The sequence below is a fragment of the Ignavibacteriales bacterium genome (assembly GCA_015709675.1).
Lineage (GTDB): Bacteria > Bacteroidota > Ignavibacteria > Ignavibacteriales > Ignavibacteriaceae > H2-BAC3.
Window position 1 is genome coordinate 3,789,246 of sequence record CP054182.1, and the last position, 19,813, is coordinate 3,809,058.

Annotated in this window: 15 protein-coding genes; 3 read left to right on the plus strand and 12 right to left on the minus strand. The window is 44.7% G+C overall.

Translation table 11 applies throughout. From position 1 onward, the window contains the following. Positions 1-2: 2 nt before the first annotated feature. The 11 genes from HRU80_14915 to HRU80_14965 all read right to left on the minus strand — a co-directional run bounded on the left by HRU80_14915 (position 3) and on the right by HRU80_14965 (position 13,634). Entirely contained in the window at positions 3-494 is a 492-nt protein-coding gene (locus tag HRU80_14915; protein ID QOJ30088.1) for a single-stranded DNA-binding protein, read from the minus strand. Between the two features lie 40 nt (positions 495-534). Continuing rightward, positions 535-981, minus strand: coding sequence for a 30S ribosomal protein S6 (rpsF, locus tag HRU80_14920; protein ID QOJ30574.1), 447 nt, complete (start codon positions 979-981; stop codon positions 535-537). Between the two features lie 83 nt (positions 982-1,064). After that, positions 1,065-3,260: a sodium-translocating pyrophosphatase gene (locus tag HRU80_14925; GenBank protein ID QOJ30089.1), complete on the minus strand. Its 2,196-nt coding sequence runs from the start codon at positions 3,258-3,260 to the stop codon at positions 1,065-1,067. After that, positions 3,260-3,904: an aminoacyl-tRNA hydrolase gene (locus HRU80_14930; GenBank protein ID QOJ30090.1), complete on the minus strand. Its 645-nt coding sequence runs from the start codon at positions 3,902-3,904 to the stop codon at positions 3,260-3,262. The genes HRU80_14925 and HRU80_14930 overlap by 1 nt, the downstream gene beginning before the upstream one ends. A 3-nt stretch (positions 3,905-3,907) precedes the next feature. After that, positions 3,908-4,534, minus strand: coding sequence for a 50S ribosomal protein L25 (locus tag HRU80_14935; protein QOJ30091.1), 627 nt, complete (start codon positions 4,532-4,534; stop codon positions 3,908-3,910). Positions 4,535-4,552: 18 nt separating this feature from the next. Next, positions 4,553-5,500 carry a ribose-phosphate pyrophosphokinase gene (locus tag HRU80_14940; protein ID QOJ30092.1) on the minus strand — a complete coding sequence of 316 codons (948 nt, stop codon included), beginning with the start codon at positions 5,498-5,500 and terminating at the stop codon, positions 4,553-4,555. A 381-nt stretch (positions 5,501-5,881) separates the two neighbouring features. Beyond that, entirely contained in the window at positions 5,882-8,689 is a 2,808-nt protein-coding gene (locus HRU80_14945) for a PAS domain S-box protein (protein QOJ30093.1), read from the minus strand. Further along, positions 8,686-9,066 carry a response regulator gene (locus tag HRU80_14950; protein ID QOJ30094.1) on the minus strand — a complete coding sequence of 127 codons (381 nt, stop codon included), beginning with the start codon at positions 9,064-9,066 and terminating at the stop codon, positions 8,686-8,688. Before HRU80_14950 ends, HRU80_14945 begins: the two co-directional genes overlap by 4 nt. Before the next feature lie 3 nt (positions 9,067-9,069). Further along, on the minus strand, positions 9,070-10,965 hold the full coding sequence (locus HRU80_14955) for a PAS domain S-box protein (protein ID QOJ30095.1): 1,896 nt from the start codon (positions 10,963-10,965) through the stop codon (positions 9,070-9,072). A 4-nt stretch (positions 10,966-10,969) separates the two neighbouring features. Continuing rightward, complete coding sequence (locus HRU80_14960) at positions 10,970-11,563, minus strand: YfiR family protein (protein ID QOJ30096.1); 594 nt, start codon at positions 11,561-11,563, stop codon at positions 10,970-10,972. Between the two features lie 4 nt (positions 11,564-11,567). Then, a complete protein-coding gene (locus HRU80_14965; protein ID QOJ30097.1) occupies positions 11,568-13,634 on the minus strand; it encodes a TonB-dependent receptor in 2,067 nt (688 codons plus the stop codon). Between the two features lie 743 nt (positions 13,635-14,377). Here HRU80_14965 and rpmB point away from each other — a divergent pair. Next, on the plus strand, positions 14,378-14,617 hold the full coding sequence (gene rpmB / locus HRU80_14970; protein QOJ30098.1) for a 50S ribosomal protein L28: 240 nt from the start codon (positions 14,378-14,380) through the stop codon (positions 14,615-14,617). Between the two features lie 98 nt (positions 14,618-14,715). After that, complete coding sequence (locus HRU80_14975) at positions 14,716-15,471, plus strand: triose-phosphate isomerase (GenBank protein ID QOJ30099.1); 756 nt, start codon at positions 14,716-14,718, stop codon at positions 15,469-15,471. 179 nt (positions 15,472-15,650) lie between these two features. On the opposite strand, the gene HRU80_14980 is transcribed toward HRU80_14975, so the two are convergent. Next, positions 15,651-18,284: a carbohydrate binding family 9 domain-containing protein gene (locus HRU80_14980; GenBank protein QOJ30100.1), complete on the minus strand. Its 2,634-nt coding sequence runs from the start codon at positions 18,282-18,284 to the stop codon at positions 15,651-15,653. Between the two features lie 307 nt (positions 18,285-18,591). On the opposite strand from HRU80_14980, the gene HRU80_14985 reads away from it, so the two are divergent. Next, the gene (locus tag HRU80_14985; GenBank protein ID QOJ30101.1) at positions 18,592-19,782 is read left to right on the plus strand and encodes a M24 family metallopeptidase; all 1,191 of its coding nucleotides are present in this window, start codon (positions 18,592-18,594) and stop codon (positions 19,780-19,782) included. The last annotated feature ends 31 nt before the right edge of the window (positions 19,783-19,813 follow it).

The window sequence follows — 19,813 nt, forward strand, 5'->3', positions numbered from 1 at the left end:
TCCTAAATTTTCTTGTTATTCAATAAAGCTGATTCCTCACTGGTGAGGAATTTATCGAATGAATCTTCGGTGAAATCCTGAACAGCATCTTCATCAATAAAAACGCCGCTGTCTTCATCACATACGCAATCACCCTCGCCGTTTTTAACTTTACGGTTAAGGAACTGAATGCGTCGTGCTTTTATTTCTACGATTGATCTGCTCGAACCGTCATCTGCTTTCCAGGAACGGCTTTGCAGTTCTCCATCAACAAGGATTGCAGAACCCTTTCTCAGACGGTCTCTGCAGCTTTCAGCAAGCTTATTCCATGCAACAACCCCTACAAAGCAGACATCTTCCTGCCATTGATTGCCACTATCCTTGAACTTGCGGTTCGAGGCAATGGTAAAATTGACAACGGGAGTTCCGTTTGTTGTGCTGCGATACATGGGATCCTTAGTAAGGTTGCCTGCCATGATGACGTAGTTGATCTCGGGCATTTTCAGATCAGCCATGGTTCACACTCCGTTCATTCGATTCTGAAATGAAATATGCTTATTCAGCTGAAGGTTTCTCTTCTGCTGATGCTTCCGGAGCGGATACTTCTTCAACCGCTGTTTCCGGCTCAGCTACGGCATCTGCCTGGCTTACAGCTGCTGCTGCATCCTGAGCTCTTCTTGTCTGTGCTTCATCAAGATACGCGATAGCGAACTTATCGAGCTTAACAGTAAGGAAGCGGATGATCTGCTCATCAAGACGATACAGTCTTTCCAGTTGTGAAATCAGCTCTGTCGGAGCGCTGAATCTGTAAACAGCGTAATAACCGATTTTGCTTTTGTTGATCTGATAGGCCAGTCTTTTACGGCCCCAGCGGTCCAGATCTACGATTGTTCCGCCGTGATTCTCGATGAAGTCTTTTACTTTCGTAACAAGAGCTTCAATCTGATCATCTTCAAGAGCAGCATTAACAATAATGGTGCTCTCATACTGATGGATTCTCATGTTTTTTATCCCTTCGGACATTTAGGCCCTTCCGGTTACAGAAGAGCAGGGTTTATATATAGTTAGTTAGAAATTTAATCTTCTTATCTGATTAGCGGTGCAAGCACAAGCGCTACAACAGACATCAGCTTAAGCAGAATGTTCAGTGACGGACCTGATGTATCCTTAAACGGATCACCAACGGTATCGCCGACTACGGCTGCTTTATGTGCATCTGAGCCTTTGTAATATTTAACGCCGTTCACTTCAACGCCTTCTTCAAACATTTTCTTTGCGTTATCCCATGCTCCGCCGGCATTTGCCTGGAAGATAGCCATGAGAACGCCTGATACGGTTACACCCGCGATAAGACCGCCAAGCATTTCCTTGCCGCCGCCAAAACCGACAACAACAGGAGCAACTACTGCAAGAAGTCCCGGAACCACCATCTGGCGGATAGCCGAGGTAGTTGAGATTTCCACGCATTCGCCATACTTTGCTTTACCATCGGCTTTATCAAAAGTATCACGGTCTTCCTGTGACCACTGATCTTTATCCTTGCCTTCATTTTTTCTCATCACGTCAAGTGCGGCAGCAAGTTCAGGAATGCTCTTGAACTGTCTTCTTACTTCTTCAATCATCGCCATTGCGGCTTTACCTACTGCCTGCATGGCAAGTGCTGAAAAGAAGAACGGAATCATCGCACCTACGAGCAGTCCGCCCATAACTGTTGCCTTGGAAATATCAATTGCCTTAAGGTCGGCAGCATGCATGAATGCTCCAAACAGAGCTAATGCGGTGAGTGCTGCTGAGCCGATTGCAAATCCTTTACCGATTGCAGCGGTAGTATTTCCCACCGCATCCAATTTATCCGTTCTGTTACGCACTTCTTTTGGAAGTTCTGACATTTCAGCAATACCGCCTGCATTATCTGAAATAGGTCCGTAAGCATCTACTGCAAGCTGAATACCAAGATTGGACAGCATACCAACTGCTGAAATCGCGATACCATAAAGACCGCCAAAATTAAATGCAACAATAATTGCTGCGGCGATGATAAGCACTGGCAGTGCAGTTGAAATCATACCAACGCTGAGCCCTGCAATAATATTTGTTGCGGTACCGGTTACCGACTGAGCGGCAATCATTTTAACAGGACCTTTGCCTGAACCGGTGTAATGTTCTGTAATAACACCTATGAGAACACCGGCAAGCAGACCCACTGCTGTTGCAATGAAAATTCCGGTTGCGGTAAACACCTTTGGACCATCTGAAGCATATAATGGATCAACAAATGTCCAGGTTTCAGGAAGAACATTCGTGATAATAAAGTAAAGCGCACCGATCATGATTGCTGATGAACCGAACTCACCAATATTCAGCGCAACCTGCGGATTGCCCCCCTCTTTTGTTCTTACAAAGAATGTTCCGATAATAGAAACTATGATACCTACAGATGATATAATAATCGGAAGCATAACACCTGAAAGACCGCCGTAGCCGTCTGACTGAAATTCAGGAAGAGACATAAATGCCGCACCGAGCACCATGGTACCGATGATAGCTCCCACATAAGACTCAAAAAGGTCAGCACCCATACCTGCAACATCACCTACGTTATCACCAACGTTATCAGCAATGGTAGCGGGGTTAAGAGGATGATCTTCAGGAATGCCGGCTTCAACTTTACCAACAAGGTCAGCGCCCACATCAGCTGCTTTGGTATATATACCGCCGCCCACTCTTGCAAACAGTGCAATGGATGAAGCACCGAATGAAAAACCGGTGATGATGGTAAGCACACGATTTACAGTTGCTTCGTCACCAAATCCAAAAACCTGAGAATAGACAAATAAGAGAGTGCCAAGGCCGAGGATACCAAGACCTACAACACCGAGACCCATAATGGAGCCGCCGGAGAACGCGATATTAAGCGCTTCAGCCATTCCTTTACGGGCTGCGTTTGTGGTTCTTACATTTGCCTTGGTAGCAGCTTTCATTCCGATAAACCCGGCAAGCGCGGAAGAGAAAGCACCCGTAACAAAAGATACAGCAATCAACCAGTGAGAGTTTTCATTGCTTGCGCTAAACCCGAGAAGGAGTGCAACTGCAATAACAAACCATATTAAAACTTTGTATTCTGCCTTCAGGAAAGCCATTGCCCCCTCGGCGATGTGACCTGCAATTTTCTGCATTCTTTCAGTTCCCGGATCCTGCTTTGACACCCAGTTGAATTTATACCAGGTATAGAGCAAAGCAAGCAGTCCGAACACCGGATTTAAAAGAAAGCTATTTTCCATTAAATGTCTCCTGATTCCTTTTTAGAATCTTGTTTTGTGTTTGGATTATCCGCCTGAGCGGATAACTTTTTTTGTTGATTATTAAGTTTACTATTAAGATTCAGAGCACCCCGGATCCCATGATCCAGAAATTCCTGAGCTAATCCTGAGCAAAAAATAAAAATCCCTTTCAACTTCTCTGATTCCTCAGGAGTGAAAGGAGACAGAACAAAATCGTGAACCTGCTCGCCTGCTGCCGGTTTACCAATACCCAGGCGAAGGCGAGGGTAATCTCTGGTTCCAATGCAGGCAGTAATTGATTTAATGCCGTTATGACCGCCGTCCCCTCCGCCGGCTTTTATCCGGTATTCGCCCGCGGGAAGATCCATGTCATCATAGATGACAAGTAAATCTTCCGGCTGAAGACTGAATTCATCCATCGCACGTATTACTGCGTAACCTGAATGATTCATATAGGTCTCCGGCCTGATAATCACGAATTCCGATTCAGCCCCCCTGCCGGTGTAGTATGTATATTCTGAGTTTTTGCCGCTGCCGTATTTTTTTACATCAGAAAGGAAGTGATCAAGAAAAAGAGACCCGGCATTATGCCGGGTCTTCTCATACTTCTTTCCCGGATTCCCTAATCCGACAAGAGCTCTCAAAAATTATTCGTCTTTGTCTTTACCTTTGGTAATAACTTCAGGTTCAGTTCTTTCTTCAGTGCCTTCGGCTGCAGTGGCTTCACCGCGAGGAGGGGTAACTGCTACAAGAACTGTATCAGCCGGATGATTGAATGTTACACCCTCAATATTCAGATCACGGACATGAATGGAACGGCCCATTTTCAGATCGCTGACATCTATATTGATGAACTCAGGAATATTGTCTGAGTTTACTGAAATATTGAGTTTGTGAATGAACTCCTGAATAATACCGCCTGCGCGGACACCGGCTGAAGTGCCGGTAAAGTGTACAGGAACCTCAACGCTTATTTTAGCGCCGGCAACCAGACCGAGAAGATCGAAATGGACAATACGGTCGGTAACGGGATCAAACTGTACATCTTTCAGAATGCAGTCATGCTTTGAGCCGCCCTCAATATCAAGCGCAACAACGTGAGCTTCGCCGGTAAATACAAGCGGGGTCAGGTCGTTATTTGCAACTTCTATTGCAACAGGCGCATCTTTCTTTGAGTAGTAGATGCCCGGAACCTTTCCGAGTCTTCTCAGCTCGTTGTTTGCAGACTTCGCCAGATTTTTGCGCAGACGTGCATTCAGTGTTACTTTTTCCATCGTTAACTATTTCTCCTTTTAACCTTTATCTACATCAAACAGCGAACTGATTGATTCATTTTTATAAGTTCTGATAATTGCTTCAGCGAATAACTCAGCCGCTGAAACCACCTGGAATCTGTCATCCAGTTCATGTTCTGTATCATGCCGGATAGAATCCGAAATGAATAATTTCTTAATCCCGCTGTTTCTTATCCGCTCAATTGCCGGTCCGGATAAAATTGCATGGGTAACTGCTCCGTAAATATCATTGGCTCCCCGGTCTTTAAGAGCCTGAATAGCCGCAACAAAAGTACCCGCGGTATCTATCAGGTCATCAACAAGAAGAACATCTTTTCCTTCAACATCGCCGATAATGTTAACCACTTCGGCAACATTCTGAACCGGTCTGCGCTTGTCAATCACCACCAGTCCGGCATTAAGCCGCCGGGCGTAAGATCTGGCAATTTTAATGCCGCCAACATCGGGTGAAACCACAGCGATATTATCACTTAATTCTTTCAGACGGTTGGCGAAGAACGATGAACCGTACAAATGATCGAACGGAATATCAAAGAAACCCTGAATCTGCGATGCATGCAAATCCATGGTAACAACCCTGTCAGCACCTGCGGTGGTGATCAGGTTTGCAATAAGTTTGGCCGTAATAGCCACCCTGGGCTGATCTTTTCTGTCCTGCCGGGCATATCCAAAATAGGGTATTACAGCAGTAATGCGCTTGGCTGATGCACGTTTGGCCGCGTCAATCATAATCAGCAGTTCCAGCAGGTTTTCTGCCGGAGTATTCGTGGACTGGATAATAAAAATCTCTGATCCGCGAATATTTTCACCGAATTTTACCCATATCTCCTTATCACTGAACCTTTTCAGTTCAACGGAACCAAGTTCCATTCCTATGGATTCAGCAATTTTCTGGGCTAACTCAGGGTTAGAGGAGCCCGCAAAGACTTTAAAATCATACTTCATGAGAGCCACTCCACCAATAAAAAAAGATAGACTCCAAATATAGGGAAAAGGCATCTCTCAGTCAATAAATTTGATTTCAGGAAGGTTTTCCCCGCTCCTTTGGTCCCGCTTAATTATAGGGTTTATTCCGTGAAAAATTGTTGAATTTCAGGAATCAAACCCCTGACGTAAAATCCCAATAAAAGCTGCTTTTTTTACGACCTGAGCCGAAAAAACCCTCTAAAAGCAGCATTTTACAGCCGGTTCAGGGCGAAGCGTCCCCTAGAGGAACACTGGAGAACCCCCCGGAATCTTTAACCGGAACAACTCAAATTCAGTTACCAACTGTTTTTATCCGGAGAAGGCCGGGATATTAAAAAGAAACGCTCCTACCCGCTGTTTTCAGAAATTTAGTTCTACTGACTCTTTTATCTTAGCGATAAGTTCTTTGCGGCTGAAAGGTTTCGAAATATAATCTGAACAGCCGGCGGCCAGAAATTCTTCTCTGTCACCATGCATTGCATAGGCGGTAACAGCTATTACGGGAGTGTTCTTATACTGGGGCAGAGACTTTATGTGAGCAGCAACCAATTTTCCGTTCATCCCCACTCCCAGATTAATATCCAGTAAGAAGAGGTCATACTTCTCAGCCTCCAGTTTTGCTATACCTTCTTTTGCATTTACCGCACTGTCAACGTGGCAGATACCTTTCAGAAATTCCGTGATTACTCTTATTGTTGCACGGTCATCTTCAATGTAAAGCAGTTTTTTGAGTACCGGCTTTTCAGATATATTCTTTTCTCCTTCTCCGCCTGATGAGCCGGGAATACCGGAAAACACCAGAGTGAATATGGAGCCTTTTTCAAGCTGACTTTCAAGAAAAATTTCACCGCCGAGTATTTTAACAAAACGGTTGGTTATGGTCAGACCAAGCCCGGTGCCTTCGTAATACCGGCCTAGACCTTCACTGGCCTGTCTGAATTCCTCAAAGATGACGCTTTTGTGTTCATCAGAAATACCAATACCGGTATCAATAATTCTTATAACAATTTTTCCGGACTCTTCAGAGGTTTGAAGTCTTATATAACCATGTTCAGTAAATTTAACCGCGTTAGATATCAGGTTGCTGAATATTTCCTTTAACAGAACCACATCAAGGTACCCGGTTAAGGTGTCTGGACTGTAATCAGTAATAAGGTCAATACCCTTTTCCGTGCAGTCTTTTCTGAAGTTTCTTACAGTTTCATCCAGTACAATATTAACATCCACCAGTCCGAGGTTAGGCTTTATATTTTCGCTTTCAATTTTTGAGAAATGAAGCAGATTGTTAAACGTTGTAAGAAGACGGTCTCCTCCTTTCTTTATTCCCAATGCCATATCCCTGAGCATCTCATCAATATCTGAATCAATAAGAAGCTCTGAATACCCCAATATAGAAATCAGCGGTGTGCGCAATTCATGGCTCATGTTGGCAAGAAAACTGGTCTTAAGATGATTCATCTCCTCTGCTTTTTCTTTTGCGATAATAAGTTCCCGCTCATACTCTTTCCTCTTAGATATATCCTCCTTCACTGCAAGGAACTGGATAATTTCTCCATCATCCCCCAGGATAGGAGATATCACTGCCGACTCCCAGTAAAGTTCACCATTTTTCTTTTTATTGCAGAATTCACCTTTCCAGGTATTACCCTGTTTTATAGTCTGCCACAGCACTTTATAATTTTCTGGCTTTGTAAGGCCTGATTTGAGGAAACGTGGATTCCTGCCGATTACATCTTCCTTCGTATATCCGGTTACTTCTTCAAACTTCGGATTAACATATTGAATAATTCCGTCTGTATCTGTAATCATTACATGCACGGGGCTTTGTTCCACGGCACAATTTAACTGACGAAGTTTTAATTCCGTCTGTTTCAGTTCTGTTACATCGGTTATCGTGCCTATATATCCGGCAATCCTCCCTTCAATCATTTCAGGTACGGCAAACCCTATCACCCAGACCACGCTTCCGTCCTGACGGACAAACCGGTACTCAGCCTCAGAATTGGTTTTTATCGTGCTGTCCCGTTTCCACTTTTTCTGAATTCTTTCTCTGTCATCCGGATGTACTGCTGTCAGCCATCCGTCTCCCATTGCTTCATCCGGTGTAATACCTGCAAGCTCACACCATTTGATGTTAACATACGTAGTAAACCCATCAGGATCAGTTTTGAAGATACCAACCGGTGAGGCAAGCGCGAGTGTGTCGAACTGGGTCCTGCTTTCAGTGAGCGCCTGTTCCATTATTTTCCGGTAGGTTATATCCTCTACTATTCCGTCATAAAAGATTATCTCTCCCTTTTCATTCCTGATTGCCTTGGCGCTTTCTCTTACATGAACTGTCTTCCCCTCCTTTGTTTTCCATTGCGCTTCGAACTCTTTCACTTCCCCTTTTTCTTCAATTTCCTTCTTGAAAAATGCCCGCGCTGTCTGATCAGAGAATCCTGAATCCTGCAAATTACGCGAAGCAAGTTCTTCAAACGATGTGAAACCCAGCATGGTTACCAGGGTTCTGTTGGCAAGGAGGATATCACCTTTGGGTGAAGTTCTGTACAAACCAACCACAGCGTCGTTATATAAGGAACGGAAGCGGTTTTCACTCTCCCGCAGTATTCTTTCTATTCTTTTCCGTTCACTGATTTCATTTTCAAGCGCTTTGGTATACTCCCTTAGTTCTGCTTCGGCTTTTTCTGCCTGCAGCATTTTTTCTTCGAGCTTTCTGATAAGCGTCTGATTATACTCCTTGAGTACAATTTTTTCGGGGACAACCGGCGCTTCCTGCTGAACATGTGTTTTATCCTGAACTTCCTTGAGAACCCCCTGAATAATCTCCAGAAAAACATCAGGCTCCTGCGGCTTAAGAACAAAACGGGAAGCACCAAGATGAAGCGCAAATTCTTCATCTTTCGGGTCGGTATAGGTAGCAGTGTAAAAAATGAACGGAACTTTTTTTAACGTACTGTCCTTTTTGCACTCAATACAAAGTGTGTAGCCATCCATAACCGGCATTAATATATCCGAGATTATCAGCTCTGGTGTTACCGACTTTGCCCGTTCGAATGCTTCACGGCCGTTTTTTGCCTGGTCAATCGTATATAGTTGAGGGTCGAATAATGACTCAAGAAGGTAGAGATTATCCTGGTTATCATCCACAATCAGAATGCGCGTCATTTTTTTGCTTTCTCCGAAATAATTGCTTCCATCTGAATTATAAAAGTATCCGGATCAATGGGTTTTTCAATATATCCATCAGCGCCTGATTCCATTACTTTTTCCCTGTCTCCTACCATAGCATATGAGGTGACCGCGATAATGGGCACCTTATCAAGTTTTGTGTTCTCTCTCAGTTTTCTGGCAACCGCGTGACCATCCATTTCCGGCAATTGTATATCCAGTAAAATGGCGGCCGGAATAACTTCTCCCGCGAGGACAATTCCTTCCGCTCCTGAATAACACTGATGCACTTCATAACTGTTGCTTTCAAGCAGATAGGTGAGCATATACATATTCTGCTCATTATCCTCAATGATGACAATTTTTCTATTCATTTACTAACCTTCACTAACGGGAATGGTAAAACTAAACGTACTGCCCTGACCAAATGAAGACTCAGCAGTGATGGTACCGCCGAGCAATGTCAGGAGTTTGCGGCAGATGGAAAGCCCGAGCCCTGTTCCTTCATGCTTACGGGTCAGGCCGGTATCTATCTGGATAAATGGTTTAAACAGCTGCCCGATTTTAGATTCTTCAATCCCGATACCGGTATCCTTCACGCTTACGCGCACAAATTTTTCATCTTCCCGGGCAGTGATAGTTACACTCCCCTCATCGGTAAATTTAATGGCGTTGCTTACAAGATTAATCAATATCTGCTGAATCCGCAGTTTATCACTGAAAACACCGTCCAGCCCCTCCTGTATCTCAACGTAAACAGCCAGATTCTTTTTCTGCGCCATAGGCCTGGTATGCTCAACCACTTTCTGAATTACTTCAGGCAGTGAGAATTTTTCCGGATGAACATTGAGCTGGCCGGCTTCAATTTTTGATATATCAAGCACATCATTAATCAGTGAAAGAAGGTGCCGCGCGCTCCCCTGAGCCATGCCAAGCTGCTTCTTCTGCTCGGGGTTAAGAGGACCGGGGCGCTCCTGCATCAGAATTCCGGTAAATCCAATAATTGAGTTCAAAGGGGTACGAAGTTCATGAGACATGGTGGCTAGAAAAGCTGACTTAAGCCGGTCGGCTGATTCTGCCCGCTCTTTTTCTTTTTCCAGTTCCGCGGTTCTCTGCTGAACCAAATCCTCAAGATGGTTACGGTAATGCTCCAGCTTCTCCTCACTGATTTTTCTCTCGGTAATATCTTCAAGAATTTCCAGAGTCATTATCACCACTCCCCCGGTATCCCGAAGAGGAATAGTTTTAGCATCAAGCCAGATAATGCTGCCGTCTGTATCCACAAATTTCCTCACTTCATGATGACTCGTCTGTGAGGTAAGTGCAACGGATATATCAGAGTTCAGCAGATCTTTATAACCGTCATTTACCCATGGTATATCGTAGGCGGTTTTACCAATTATGGTATCTTCTGATTCAATACCCGCAAGTCTGGCAAATGACTTATTGCAGCCGAGATAATATCCTTCTTTATCTTTCCAGAAAATTGCTTGCGGGATGGTATCAAGAATCGTATTAATGATTGACTTGCTTTCCTTAAGATCATTAATCAGTTTTCTTCTTTCCTTGTTCTGATTATTTATCACATCCAGCATTTCGTTAAAGGAATGTACCATTTCCCCTATTTCATCCGTGGATGATTCAACTGCCCTGAGGGAATAGTCCGCTCTTTTGGAAATGTCTTTTGCTGTTTCCGTGAGATTAAGGATAGGCCCTGTCAGCACATTATGCAGTCTTAGCGCAAGAACAAGCGCGATCAGTGAGGCGAAGAGTATCGAGGCAAGAACAATGATCAGAATATTATACTGCTGTGCCGCGTACTCTGACAGACTGACAATAATATATACATAACCAATGACGGCATTTTCAAGTTTTACCGGCTTCATCGTGGCAAGCCTCTGCCCTTCCCAGGTATGCCAGTCTCCGGTTGTAATGCCGGCCAGTTCCTCCTGAGATACCTCACCTTCAGGGTATCCGGCAATCAGATTTCCTTCTTCATCAAGAATACAGGCACTGATCACGGAGGATTTCATTTTCAGGGCAGCCAGATTCTCAGCAGCCGTTAAAGCATCGTTAAATGATATTGCCGCCGTGCTGCGGTCCGCGATCAGAAGGGCTGTGGAATTCATCTCATTAATCAGATTTTCCCTGCCAATATACCTGTTATATACCACAAGCGCGGTGCCGGCCAGAAGAAGACTGCTCACGCTTATCGTCATAATGATGACGATAAGTTTTGTTTTAATCGAAAGATTTCTGAATCGCCTTCTCATACGTTCATTCACCCGAAACCAGACGGGCAACCTCAATCAGCTTTGCGCTAATCTGAAGTTTTTCCTTTTTTGCGAGTTCAAGATTAATTTCAATCTTAATCCTCTTATCTTCTTTCACGAATCCGATGATACCACCCATCCTTGCAAAAAGCTCTAAATCACTTACCGTAAGCACCTGATGCCCCCTGGTTTTGGCAAGGATATTTTTCAGTTCTGATTTTTTTGTGTTGTCTATATACAGAATGTCAAAATCACCCGGACTGAAGGAGCTGTTATCAAGACTCTGTACAATTATTTCGTTCTTTTTATTCTGCGCGGCTGCGGCTTCCCTGAGCAGTTCCGCGATTGATTCCGAGCCGAGAATACCAATTCTGATAGTCTCCTTTTTTTGACCGGATTCAGGAGCTGTCCAGTTTACAAACCGTGTAAAATTATAGACATAAGCAGCCTTCACCTTGTTTTCGGTGGAAACCGCGTCGGATTGTGATTCAGTTTTCCAGCCGTAACCGGCAAGGATCACTGCAATAATGAATACAAGGTGCATCCGGTTCAACAGGGCTGAATCCCTTGATTTTTTAATGAACGTCAATAAATTCATACCATTACCTGAATGCTGCCTTAACTCCGCCCATCAGCGAGAAGCCCGTGTTTCTGAACTGCCACGGCATTTCAAAGCGGTTATTGGTGATATTATATAACTGCAGCCACGGCTCAAGACTGATAAAGTTTTCAAGAATGAACAATCTGGACAGATGAAGATTAACCATTACTCCCGGCTTATACAATGTTCTGGATTTCTTTGATGTGCCGTCATAAAAACCGTCATTATAACTAATGTGCCCGATAATCGTATAACCTGAGGGAGAGATAAATGATGCGCCAAGATTTGCGACAAGTGAGGGAGTAAAAGGAATATCAGAATCATCCTGATCAGCATCAAACTGGTTGCTGGTGGAAGAATTCATATACGTGATATTTGCAAACCAATTATGATTTTTTGAAAATTTGTATAAAAGTTCCGCTTCACCTCCGGCAGCAAGAGAATTATCCGTATTCATTGACTGAGTCTGTGAGGGCATTAAACTTACAACATTATCAATAATTGCATCCCTGATGATCGTGTAAAATCCTCTTACCCCCAGCTTAAATCCGGAGGATATATACATTTCAGCACCGGCATCAAAACTATTACCGCTTTCTGATTTGAGCCCCGGATTAGGAATCTGCCCGTCAACACCCAGACTGCCGGACAGTCCCCCGGGAATAGTGCCCGCGATTGATTTTAATGACGGTGCCGCAAAACTGCTTCCGGCGTTTACAAATAATGCATTTTCTCCTGACAGCCGGTAGCGCACACCTGCACTCCACAAAACTTTTTTCCAGGATTGCTCCACCGGATTAGGTGAGAAACGGTTCATAAGTGCATATTCACTGCTGATCTCTGAATACCTGATGCCGCCCCTGAGAGTTAAATCCTCAGATGGATTCCATTCTTCCTGTATATATATTCCCTGCTGAAATGAAGAGGACTTATTGCCGATAACCCTGTACCCGGACTTTGGATCACTCCACGTAGAGTATCCGGCTGACTGATAATCAAACCCGACGCTCAGAACCGTATTTTTATGATGCTGATAACTGATTGATATATCATAAGGAACAATAAGCTGATCAACCCCGTTCTCTGAGTTATACATGTCTACCATGCCGAATACACTCTCCTGCCATGACCGGCTGTAAGAGCGGACGCCAAGGTGAGACTGCAGCAAAAGATTTTCCGCTAAAGCAACTTCATACTTTGTGTTTACGGTAAGATACCGGTGCGCGAATCCCTGATAGATGCGTCCTTTATCACCTGAATCCCAGGTATGATGCAGAAAGAGGGATAGCTTCTGTATTTCATCTTCCCCGAAGAAAAGCGTTGCTCCGCCAAACAGTTTTTGTTTTGTGTACTCCGGATTCTTTTTCATGTTCAGCCATGAAACCGGCGCGCCGTAGTTTGTATATTGTGAAACTTCATAGGAGGAGCCGGCAAAATAATTCAGATTGCCGCTGCTGTTCTGATGATAAAGCTGATTTGAAAGTGTATTATATGAACCGAACGCAGTAGATGCGGTGGTAAGTTCATCCTCAATTTTTTCCCTGAGAATCAGATTTACCGTGCCTGCAAGCGGACTCTGATTTCCTGCAAAATCCTGAGATAAAAAGTTAGGATACATCACTGATGCAGGCCCCCTCTGAACCTCAATTCGTTCAAATGCGTTTACGTCAAGAGACATCGGATCAACAAACGCATCAATGGTGAGTCCGTTCAGCATATAGGTGCTGTATTTAGGCCCGATACCGCCATAGGTGCCCCAGTTTGCATCATTTCGGGAGAGAACCATAACTGCCGCCCCGGGCAGACGGCTTATCAGTTCCGTGAGGTTTCGGTTCCCCGAAACCGTTGCCTGAATCACCTGACTGCCAAGCACATCCACCTTCTGGGTAACCATACCGATATTCTGCTGAAATTTAGAAGGGGTGATGACGATATTTCCCAGTTCGGAAAGACTGAGCTGAAAAATATCAGGAATTGTGTCATTCTGCGCAAACAGAAAACTGTGTACTGAAAGGCTTATCCATATCATCAGGATAAGAGTTGTAACCGAATTTGTATGCTTTGTCATTGTCGAACCGCTCTGATGAATAATTACCAATTTAAGTCACGGAGATCACTCTCTCCGGACTTACAAGAATCATGTTACGCCCGACCTGCACTGCAAATCAATATCTAAACTACTTTACCATCCTCAACGTGACCAATTTGCCGCTGCATTTAAGCCTAAAAGAGTCTTTTGTTCACATCTTAAAAATTCTAAAGTAAAACATAATAACCTAAGAAACTCCTGTCACAATTGCAAAACTCTATTCCTAAAAAGGCGGAAAAGCCGGTTCCATCACACATGGGCTGCAGGAGATTTTTACCGTTTTTTGCAAACAGATGTTTTTCAGGGCTGAGTGTTAGACTTTGGCTTTTCCCTGCCGCTATTTTCCGGAGTTCTGTATCAAATAAACGAGGGTTCATAGTCATGAAACTCTGCCGGTCCGCTGGTTTATTCAGACTGGCCGGAGTGTTTCACCGGGGGACAGCCGGAAGCAGCCGCTAACCTGAAAACAGCCCCCTTTCCCAAACGATTTCACGGATTTACTTTCCGGTGTTCAAATAATATCATTTTACCCCTTTCAGGGGTTGGTTTGAACCCCGGAATGCTCAAAGCCAGCGACAAAATGGGGATAAACAGGGTAAAACAGGTAAATAATGGAATTTCAGGCATTTTGCGAAAAGGTTTTCCGATTTTTCTCTTTTTATTCTCATCTCTGAATATTAATTTGGGTGTTCTGTAAAAATTAATTCTCAAGGATTGAAACCATGGCAAGAAAATGTGATCTGACCGGAGTAACTCCGATGTACGGAAACCATGTTTCCCACGCACATAATAAGACCAAAAGAAGATTTCTGCCTAATCTCCAGAAGAAAAGAGTCTGGGTTTCTGAACTTAACCGTTTCGTAACCGTAAAACTGACAGCAAAAGGCATTAAAACCCTGCAGAAAAACGGTACCGCCGAAATCGCAAAACTCGTTCAGCAGAAGGCTATCTCAGCCCGGTAAAAAGAGTTTTCTTTTAATAAGAAAATCGCAGAGTACCCTGCGATTTTTTTATTTTAAACCTGTCTTATTATTAAAATTACTATCCGGAGAAATCAGAATTGAGAACTAAAGTAATAGCCGGCAACTGGAAAATGCACATGGATGTAACCGGCACCATAGATTTAATTACAGGTATAAAGTCAGGTCTTGGTGCAAACCATCCGAACTGTACCGTTATTGTGTGCCCTCCTTTTACCTCCCTTGAAACTGCTTCCACTCTTTTAAAAAACAGTCCCGTTAAGCTCGGAGCGCAGAATATGCATCCTGAGAATTCAGGGGCTTTCACCGGAGAGATTTCAGCCGCGATGCTCAAATCTGTGGGTGCTGAGTTTGTTATACTCGGACACAGTGAAAGAAGAACGATTTTCGGAGAGTCTGATCAGTTTATCAACCAGAAAATCAAAAAAGCCCTTGAAGCAGGTCTGCTTCCGATTTTCTGTATTGGTGAAACCCTGCAGGAACGGGAGTCTGGAGTTACGTTCGATATTATTAAACGCCAGGTCAAAGAGGGATTAGCAGGTATCAGTGAAAAGGATCTCGCCAAGGTAATTGTTGCTTATGAGCCTGTCTGGGCAATAGGCACCGGTAAAACCGCTTCACCGGAGCAGGCACAGGAAGTGCATGCTTATATTCGCGGACTCGCAGCCACCCTCTATTCAACAGCGGCTGCCGAAGCACTGATAATTCAGTATGGCGGAAGCGTTAAACCTGATAATGCAAAGGAACTTCTTTCGCAGAAGGATATTGACGGCGCACTGGTCGGCGGTGCCTGCCTGAAAGCTGATTCGTTCCTCGGCATCATAAACGCCTGCTGAGGCACAACTTCCAAAAAAAAGCCCGGCCTTAATGACCGGGCTTTTTTGTTAAATGGGGGATTCTTTAGGCAAGTTGTTAAATTTTTTGATCTTTAAAAATTCCCGGTGCGGTTTACCAAGGACAATGGGGACGCTGGGGACACTTGACCAATGCTAAAGAAAAAAGTTTATTAGAGAACTCAATAATCCATCCAGTAGGTGAATTTCAGCATGAAGATATTTTCCGGACGGTCGTTAAAAATACTGCTGATGGAGTGTCCCATGCGGAAGTCAGGGATTTCGGTAAAATCCTGCCGTGACTGGGTCCAGACCAGATACAACACTGATCCGGGCGAATACTCCCACCGCATAACTGCATTGCCGCGCAGTGATATATAATTAAAATCGTTATTCCAGAGGTTTACTGCCGGAGCCGGTCCGCTGCCGTCGGGGTCGGCAGTAAAGGAAGCTGGATCAAAGGTTGAACCCTCTTCCCCATACACCATATATTCATTTGTTCCGGAAAGCTGCAGCTCCTTATACTTTGTATACTTGCCTGCAGAAGCAAGCGGCTGTATATATGCCTGCAGTGAAAGCTCCGGTGTAAAGGTCCAGTTCACCCTGATGCCCGCGGCGAACGTACGTTGTTCCAGTTCGGCAAATACGTACCGTTTGCCATAGGTTGCCGATGCAAGCGGATCAGAAACAGCGGTTACATACATATATGGATCATTATTCCATTCCATTTCCGGGCCGAAGGTCATCGATAGATTAGGAGCCGGTGACCACTGCATCCAGACTGAAGTAAACACACTCCTGCTTTTTGAGGTCATATAGGTACCCGCGCCCGCCTCAACAACAAAATCTTTTCTGGAATCAGACCAGCCGAACAGATTGGCTGAATACGTTGCTTCATTAAGAGTAAGAGGACCGCCGCGCGTTCTGGTTTTATTATACGTTTTCGGGTTATATGAAAGATTCCAGTTGATACCGTAATAGTTTGTAAATGTCATGTTTCCTAAATGAAAAATTCCTTCACTATTCTTCACCCAGCCGAAATCATGGTTTGAAAAATAGGCAATATTAAGATTGGCATTGCGTATATACTCTCCCGGTTCTGTCCACCGGTAGCCGGCGACAACATGTTTATTAATTATATCACCGCGAAACATAAATCCGAGATCGCTCACATCAAATTTCGGGTCAACAAAACCAACCTGGGCATTAAAGGTAAAATTACCTTCCTGCTTATTAACCATATATCTGCCGGAAAATCCGCTCAGCGAAGTTGCTGCCGGGTCAACTCCGAGGTGATCAGCATCCGGACGCTGCAGATAGTGGATAAAGTTCCGCTGCACTGATGCAATCCGTTCCGGATCTCCGCCTATCCGCGAAACACCTGTCCACCCGGTGAATACCCACACTTTGTCAGCATCAAGATAGGTCCAGCCGTCAATGCCGAATCCCAGTGCACTTTTATTCATCTCTTTCTGCAGCCGCGGTTCATTGAAAGCGCGGTTTGTGTAAGTTGTAATGAAACCGACTGAGGCGGTACCATCATTAATCTTTCTTTCCATGCGGAGCAGTCCGTAATAAGAGAGCGGTTCAATTTCAGCTTCAGAAGTAATACCGCCTGTATTCAGCCGTGCATACTCCCGGTTGGTTAATGCATGGAGCGTTCCAAGTTTCCATTGTTCGCCGAGCTGCCCGGTGAGTTTTGCGGATGCGAGAATTCTTGTTCCTACTGGTGAATCATAATGATCCGATGAAGGAACTGAGCCGGCAGGATTTCTTCCGATTCTTCTGCTGTAAAAAAACTCCGGTGGACCGAAATTGAATCCCCAGTAATTGTTAGAGCCGCCATATCCAAATGAGTAGTATGAGTTTCCTTCCACGAAGAAGGGACGCTTCTCGTTAAAGAATGATTCACCGTCACTCAGATTGATAATCGCGGGGTCAATTTCCACCTGACCAAAATCGGGATTTACCGAAGCATTCAGGGTAAGATCAGAACCAAGATTCCACTTGATATCAGCGCCGAGATCAGGGGTATAGCGTGAACCATCGTTAAACGGGTTGCCCGGTGCCGAAGGTATATACTCTGCCTTGCCGGTTATATACGGAATCACCTCAATCTGCTTTTCTGACCTGATGTTTGAAAGCCCGTGAAGTTCATGGAAACGCGATACAAAGCCGCTGCCATTTTTCGGACGGAACACTGCGTAGGAAGATTCATTTTTTCTTGATATTTCACGGATGAAGTTTACTCCCCAAATCATCGTTTCTCCTCCCTTAAAGCGGAGTCTTGAGAAAGGAATTTTCATTTCTACCGACCAGCCGCCGTTATTCACCACAGCTTTGCCTTCCCATACTGCGTCCCAGCTGCTTTCGTCCCAGTCATCATTATACAAGGTGCCGTCATACAGCGTGCCCGCGGCGTTTACTCCGAAATAGTATCCGGTTCGTTTATCACGGAGGGGGTCAAGAAAAATACCAAAACGGTCTGAAGATATATAATTATCCTTGCGTGCCAGACGCTGCACTATTGAGTCAGGACTGGATTCATGCAGGAGTGCCGCCACATAAAGAGCGTCATCATCGTAAAGAAGATACACTTCTGTTTTCTCTGATACAGGTGCGCCTTCCTGCGGCTCCCGTTGATAGAATGTTGAATAGGGTTCTGCAGTTTTCCACTCTGCTTCGTCCGGTATGCCGTCAATAACGGGAGCAGCAGAAACACGGACTGCGAATAATTTCAACTGTCTGAATACTGATGAGTCAGTAATCTGGGCCTGACTGCACATTGTGGTCAACAATAAGAACAATAGTATCATTAACCTCATGAGAGATACCTCGCAATAGTAAAATGAAAAATAAACCAACGACCCGCGAAGCCAGAACACAACCATCTGAGAAGTTCTGCAGCTCACCCTGTTATCCATCTACTACCGGAACTGTTAAAAACCATATTACCGGTAAACCTCCCTTTTAACCCGTGCAAAATGAGGGATTCCATTCTGCCGCTGAACGGAATCTACATAAACGGTTCATTCCGCTTGCCAGCGGAGGAAAGAACGTAAGGGAATTATGACTATTTTTGCCGGAGCAACTTAAACCTAACAACAGAAAACGGACATACTAATGAAATCCCTCATTAATGAAAAAATAGAGCAGGCAGTTTCCATTCTGAACGAAAAAGACACAGATCTCTGGATGATCTTTGCCCGGGAGAGTTCAGTGAACCACGATCCGGCGATGGATATCGTTGTCGGGGCAAACTGCACCTGGCAGTCAGCTTTTATGATCAACCGGAATGGTGACACCACGGCCATTGTCGGTTCACTTGAGGTCCCCAATATGACCACAGTCGGAACCTATAAAAATGTGGAAGGGTATCTTAAGTCGGTAAAAGAACCGCTATTAGAATATCTCCGGAAGCATAATCCTAAAAAGATCGCCATTAACTTTTCAAAGCACTCCAATCTGGCGGACGGTCTTACTTACGGTCTTTATCTGAATCTGCTTGATCATCTGGCCGGAACAGATTTCCCTCTGCGGTTTATTTCCTCTGAGGAAATTGTAGCTGCTCTGCGCGGAAGAAAATCCGACTCAGAAGTCAGCAACATTACCGCCGCTATAGAAGTAACCGAAAAGATTTATAATGAACTGACCGGATTTATGAAACCGGGAATGAGCGAAAAGGATGTGGCCGCTTTTATCCTGAAACGAATTGCTGATCACGGTCTTGAAACGGCGTGGGAACAGGATCACTGCCCTGCTGTATATACCGGCCCGGAAACCGCCGGTGCACACTCCGGCCCGACCGACCGGAAAATTGAAAAGGGGCATATCATCAATACCGATTTCGGCGTAAAGGTAAACGGCTACTGCTCTGATATGCAAAGAACCTGGTACGTTCTCCGCGATAGTGAGACTACCGCTCCCCCTCAGGTGCAAAAGGGATTTGATGTTATTAAACAGGCGATCAGAAATGCATTTGCCGGCATGAAGCCTGGAGTACCGGGCTGCGAGATAGATGATCTTGCACGCAATCATATCACATCAAACGGATATGCAGAGTATCAGCACGGACTTGGTCATCAGGTGGGCAGGGCTGTACATGACGGAGGAGCCGGACTCTTCCCCCGCTGGGAGCGTTACGGCAACACACCTTTCCTCCCTCTGGAGCCAGGACATGTTTTCACCATTGAACCCCGCCTCTTTGTTGAAGGGCACGGAGTGGTTACCGTTGAAGAAATGGTGAATGTAACCGCTGACGGATGCAGATGGCTTTCGCATCCGCAGGAAGAACTCTGGTATATAAAAGGATAAATTATCAGAAAGTCAGCGCGGGTATGCCGGA

Bases quoted from the DNA above. Each gene is read 5' to 3' on its own strand.
- HRU80_14915 (QOJ30088.1), bottom strand. From the start codon at position 494: ATGGCTGATCTGAAAATGCCCGAGATCAACTACGTCATCATGGCAGGC.
- HRU80_14925 (QOJ30089.1), bottom strand. From the start codon at position 3,260: ATGGAAAATAGCTTTCTTTTAAATCCGGTGTTCGGACTGCTTGCTTTG.
- HRU80_14965 (QOJ30097.1), bottom strand. From the start codon at position 13,634: ATGACAAAGCATACAAATTCGGTTACAACTCTTATCCTGATGATATGG.
- HRU80_14950 (QOJ30094.1), bottom strand. From the start codon at position 9,066: ATGAATAGAAAAATTGTCATCATTGAGGATAATGAGCAGAATATGTAT.
- HRU80_14960 (QOJ30096.1), bottom strand. From the start codon at position 11,563: ATGAATTTATTGACGTTCATTAAAAAATCAAGGGATTCAGCCCTGTTG.
- HRU80_14980 (QOJ30100.1), bottom strand. From the start codon at position 18,284: ATGATACTATTGTTCTTATTGTTGACCACAATGTGCAGTCAGGCCCAG.
- HRU80_14940 (QOJ30092.1), bottom strand. From the start codon at position 5,500: ATGAAGTATGATTTTAAAGTCTTTGCGGGCTCCTCTAACCCTGAGTTA.
- HRU80_14955 (QOJ30095.1), bottom strand. From the start codon at position 10,965: ATGAGAAGGCGATTCAGAAATCTTTCGATTAAAACAAAACTTATCGTC.
- HRU80_14985 (QOJ30101.1), top strand. From the start codon at position 18,592: ATGAAATCCCTCATTAATGAAAAAATAGAGCAGGCAGTTTCCATTCTG.
- HRU80_14935 (QOJ30091.1), bottom strand. From the start codon at position 4,534: ATGGAAAAAGTAACACTGAATGCACGTCTGCGCAAAAATCTGGCGAAG.
- rpsF (QOJ30574.1), bottom strand. From the start codon at position 981: ATGAGAATCCATCAGTATGAGAGCACCATTATTGTTAATGCTGCTCTT.
- HRU80_14945 (QOJ30093.1), bottom strand. From the start codon at position 8,689: ATGACGCGCATTCTGATTGTGGATGATAACCAGGATAATCTCTACCTT.
- rpmB (QOJ30098.1), top strand. From the start codon at position 14,378: ATGGCAAGAAAATGTGATCTGACCGGAGTAACTCCGATGTACGGAAAC.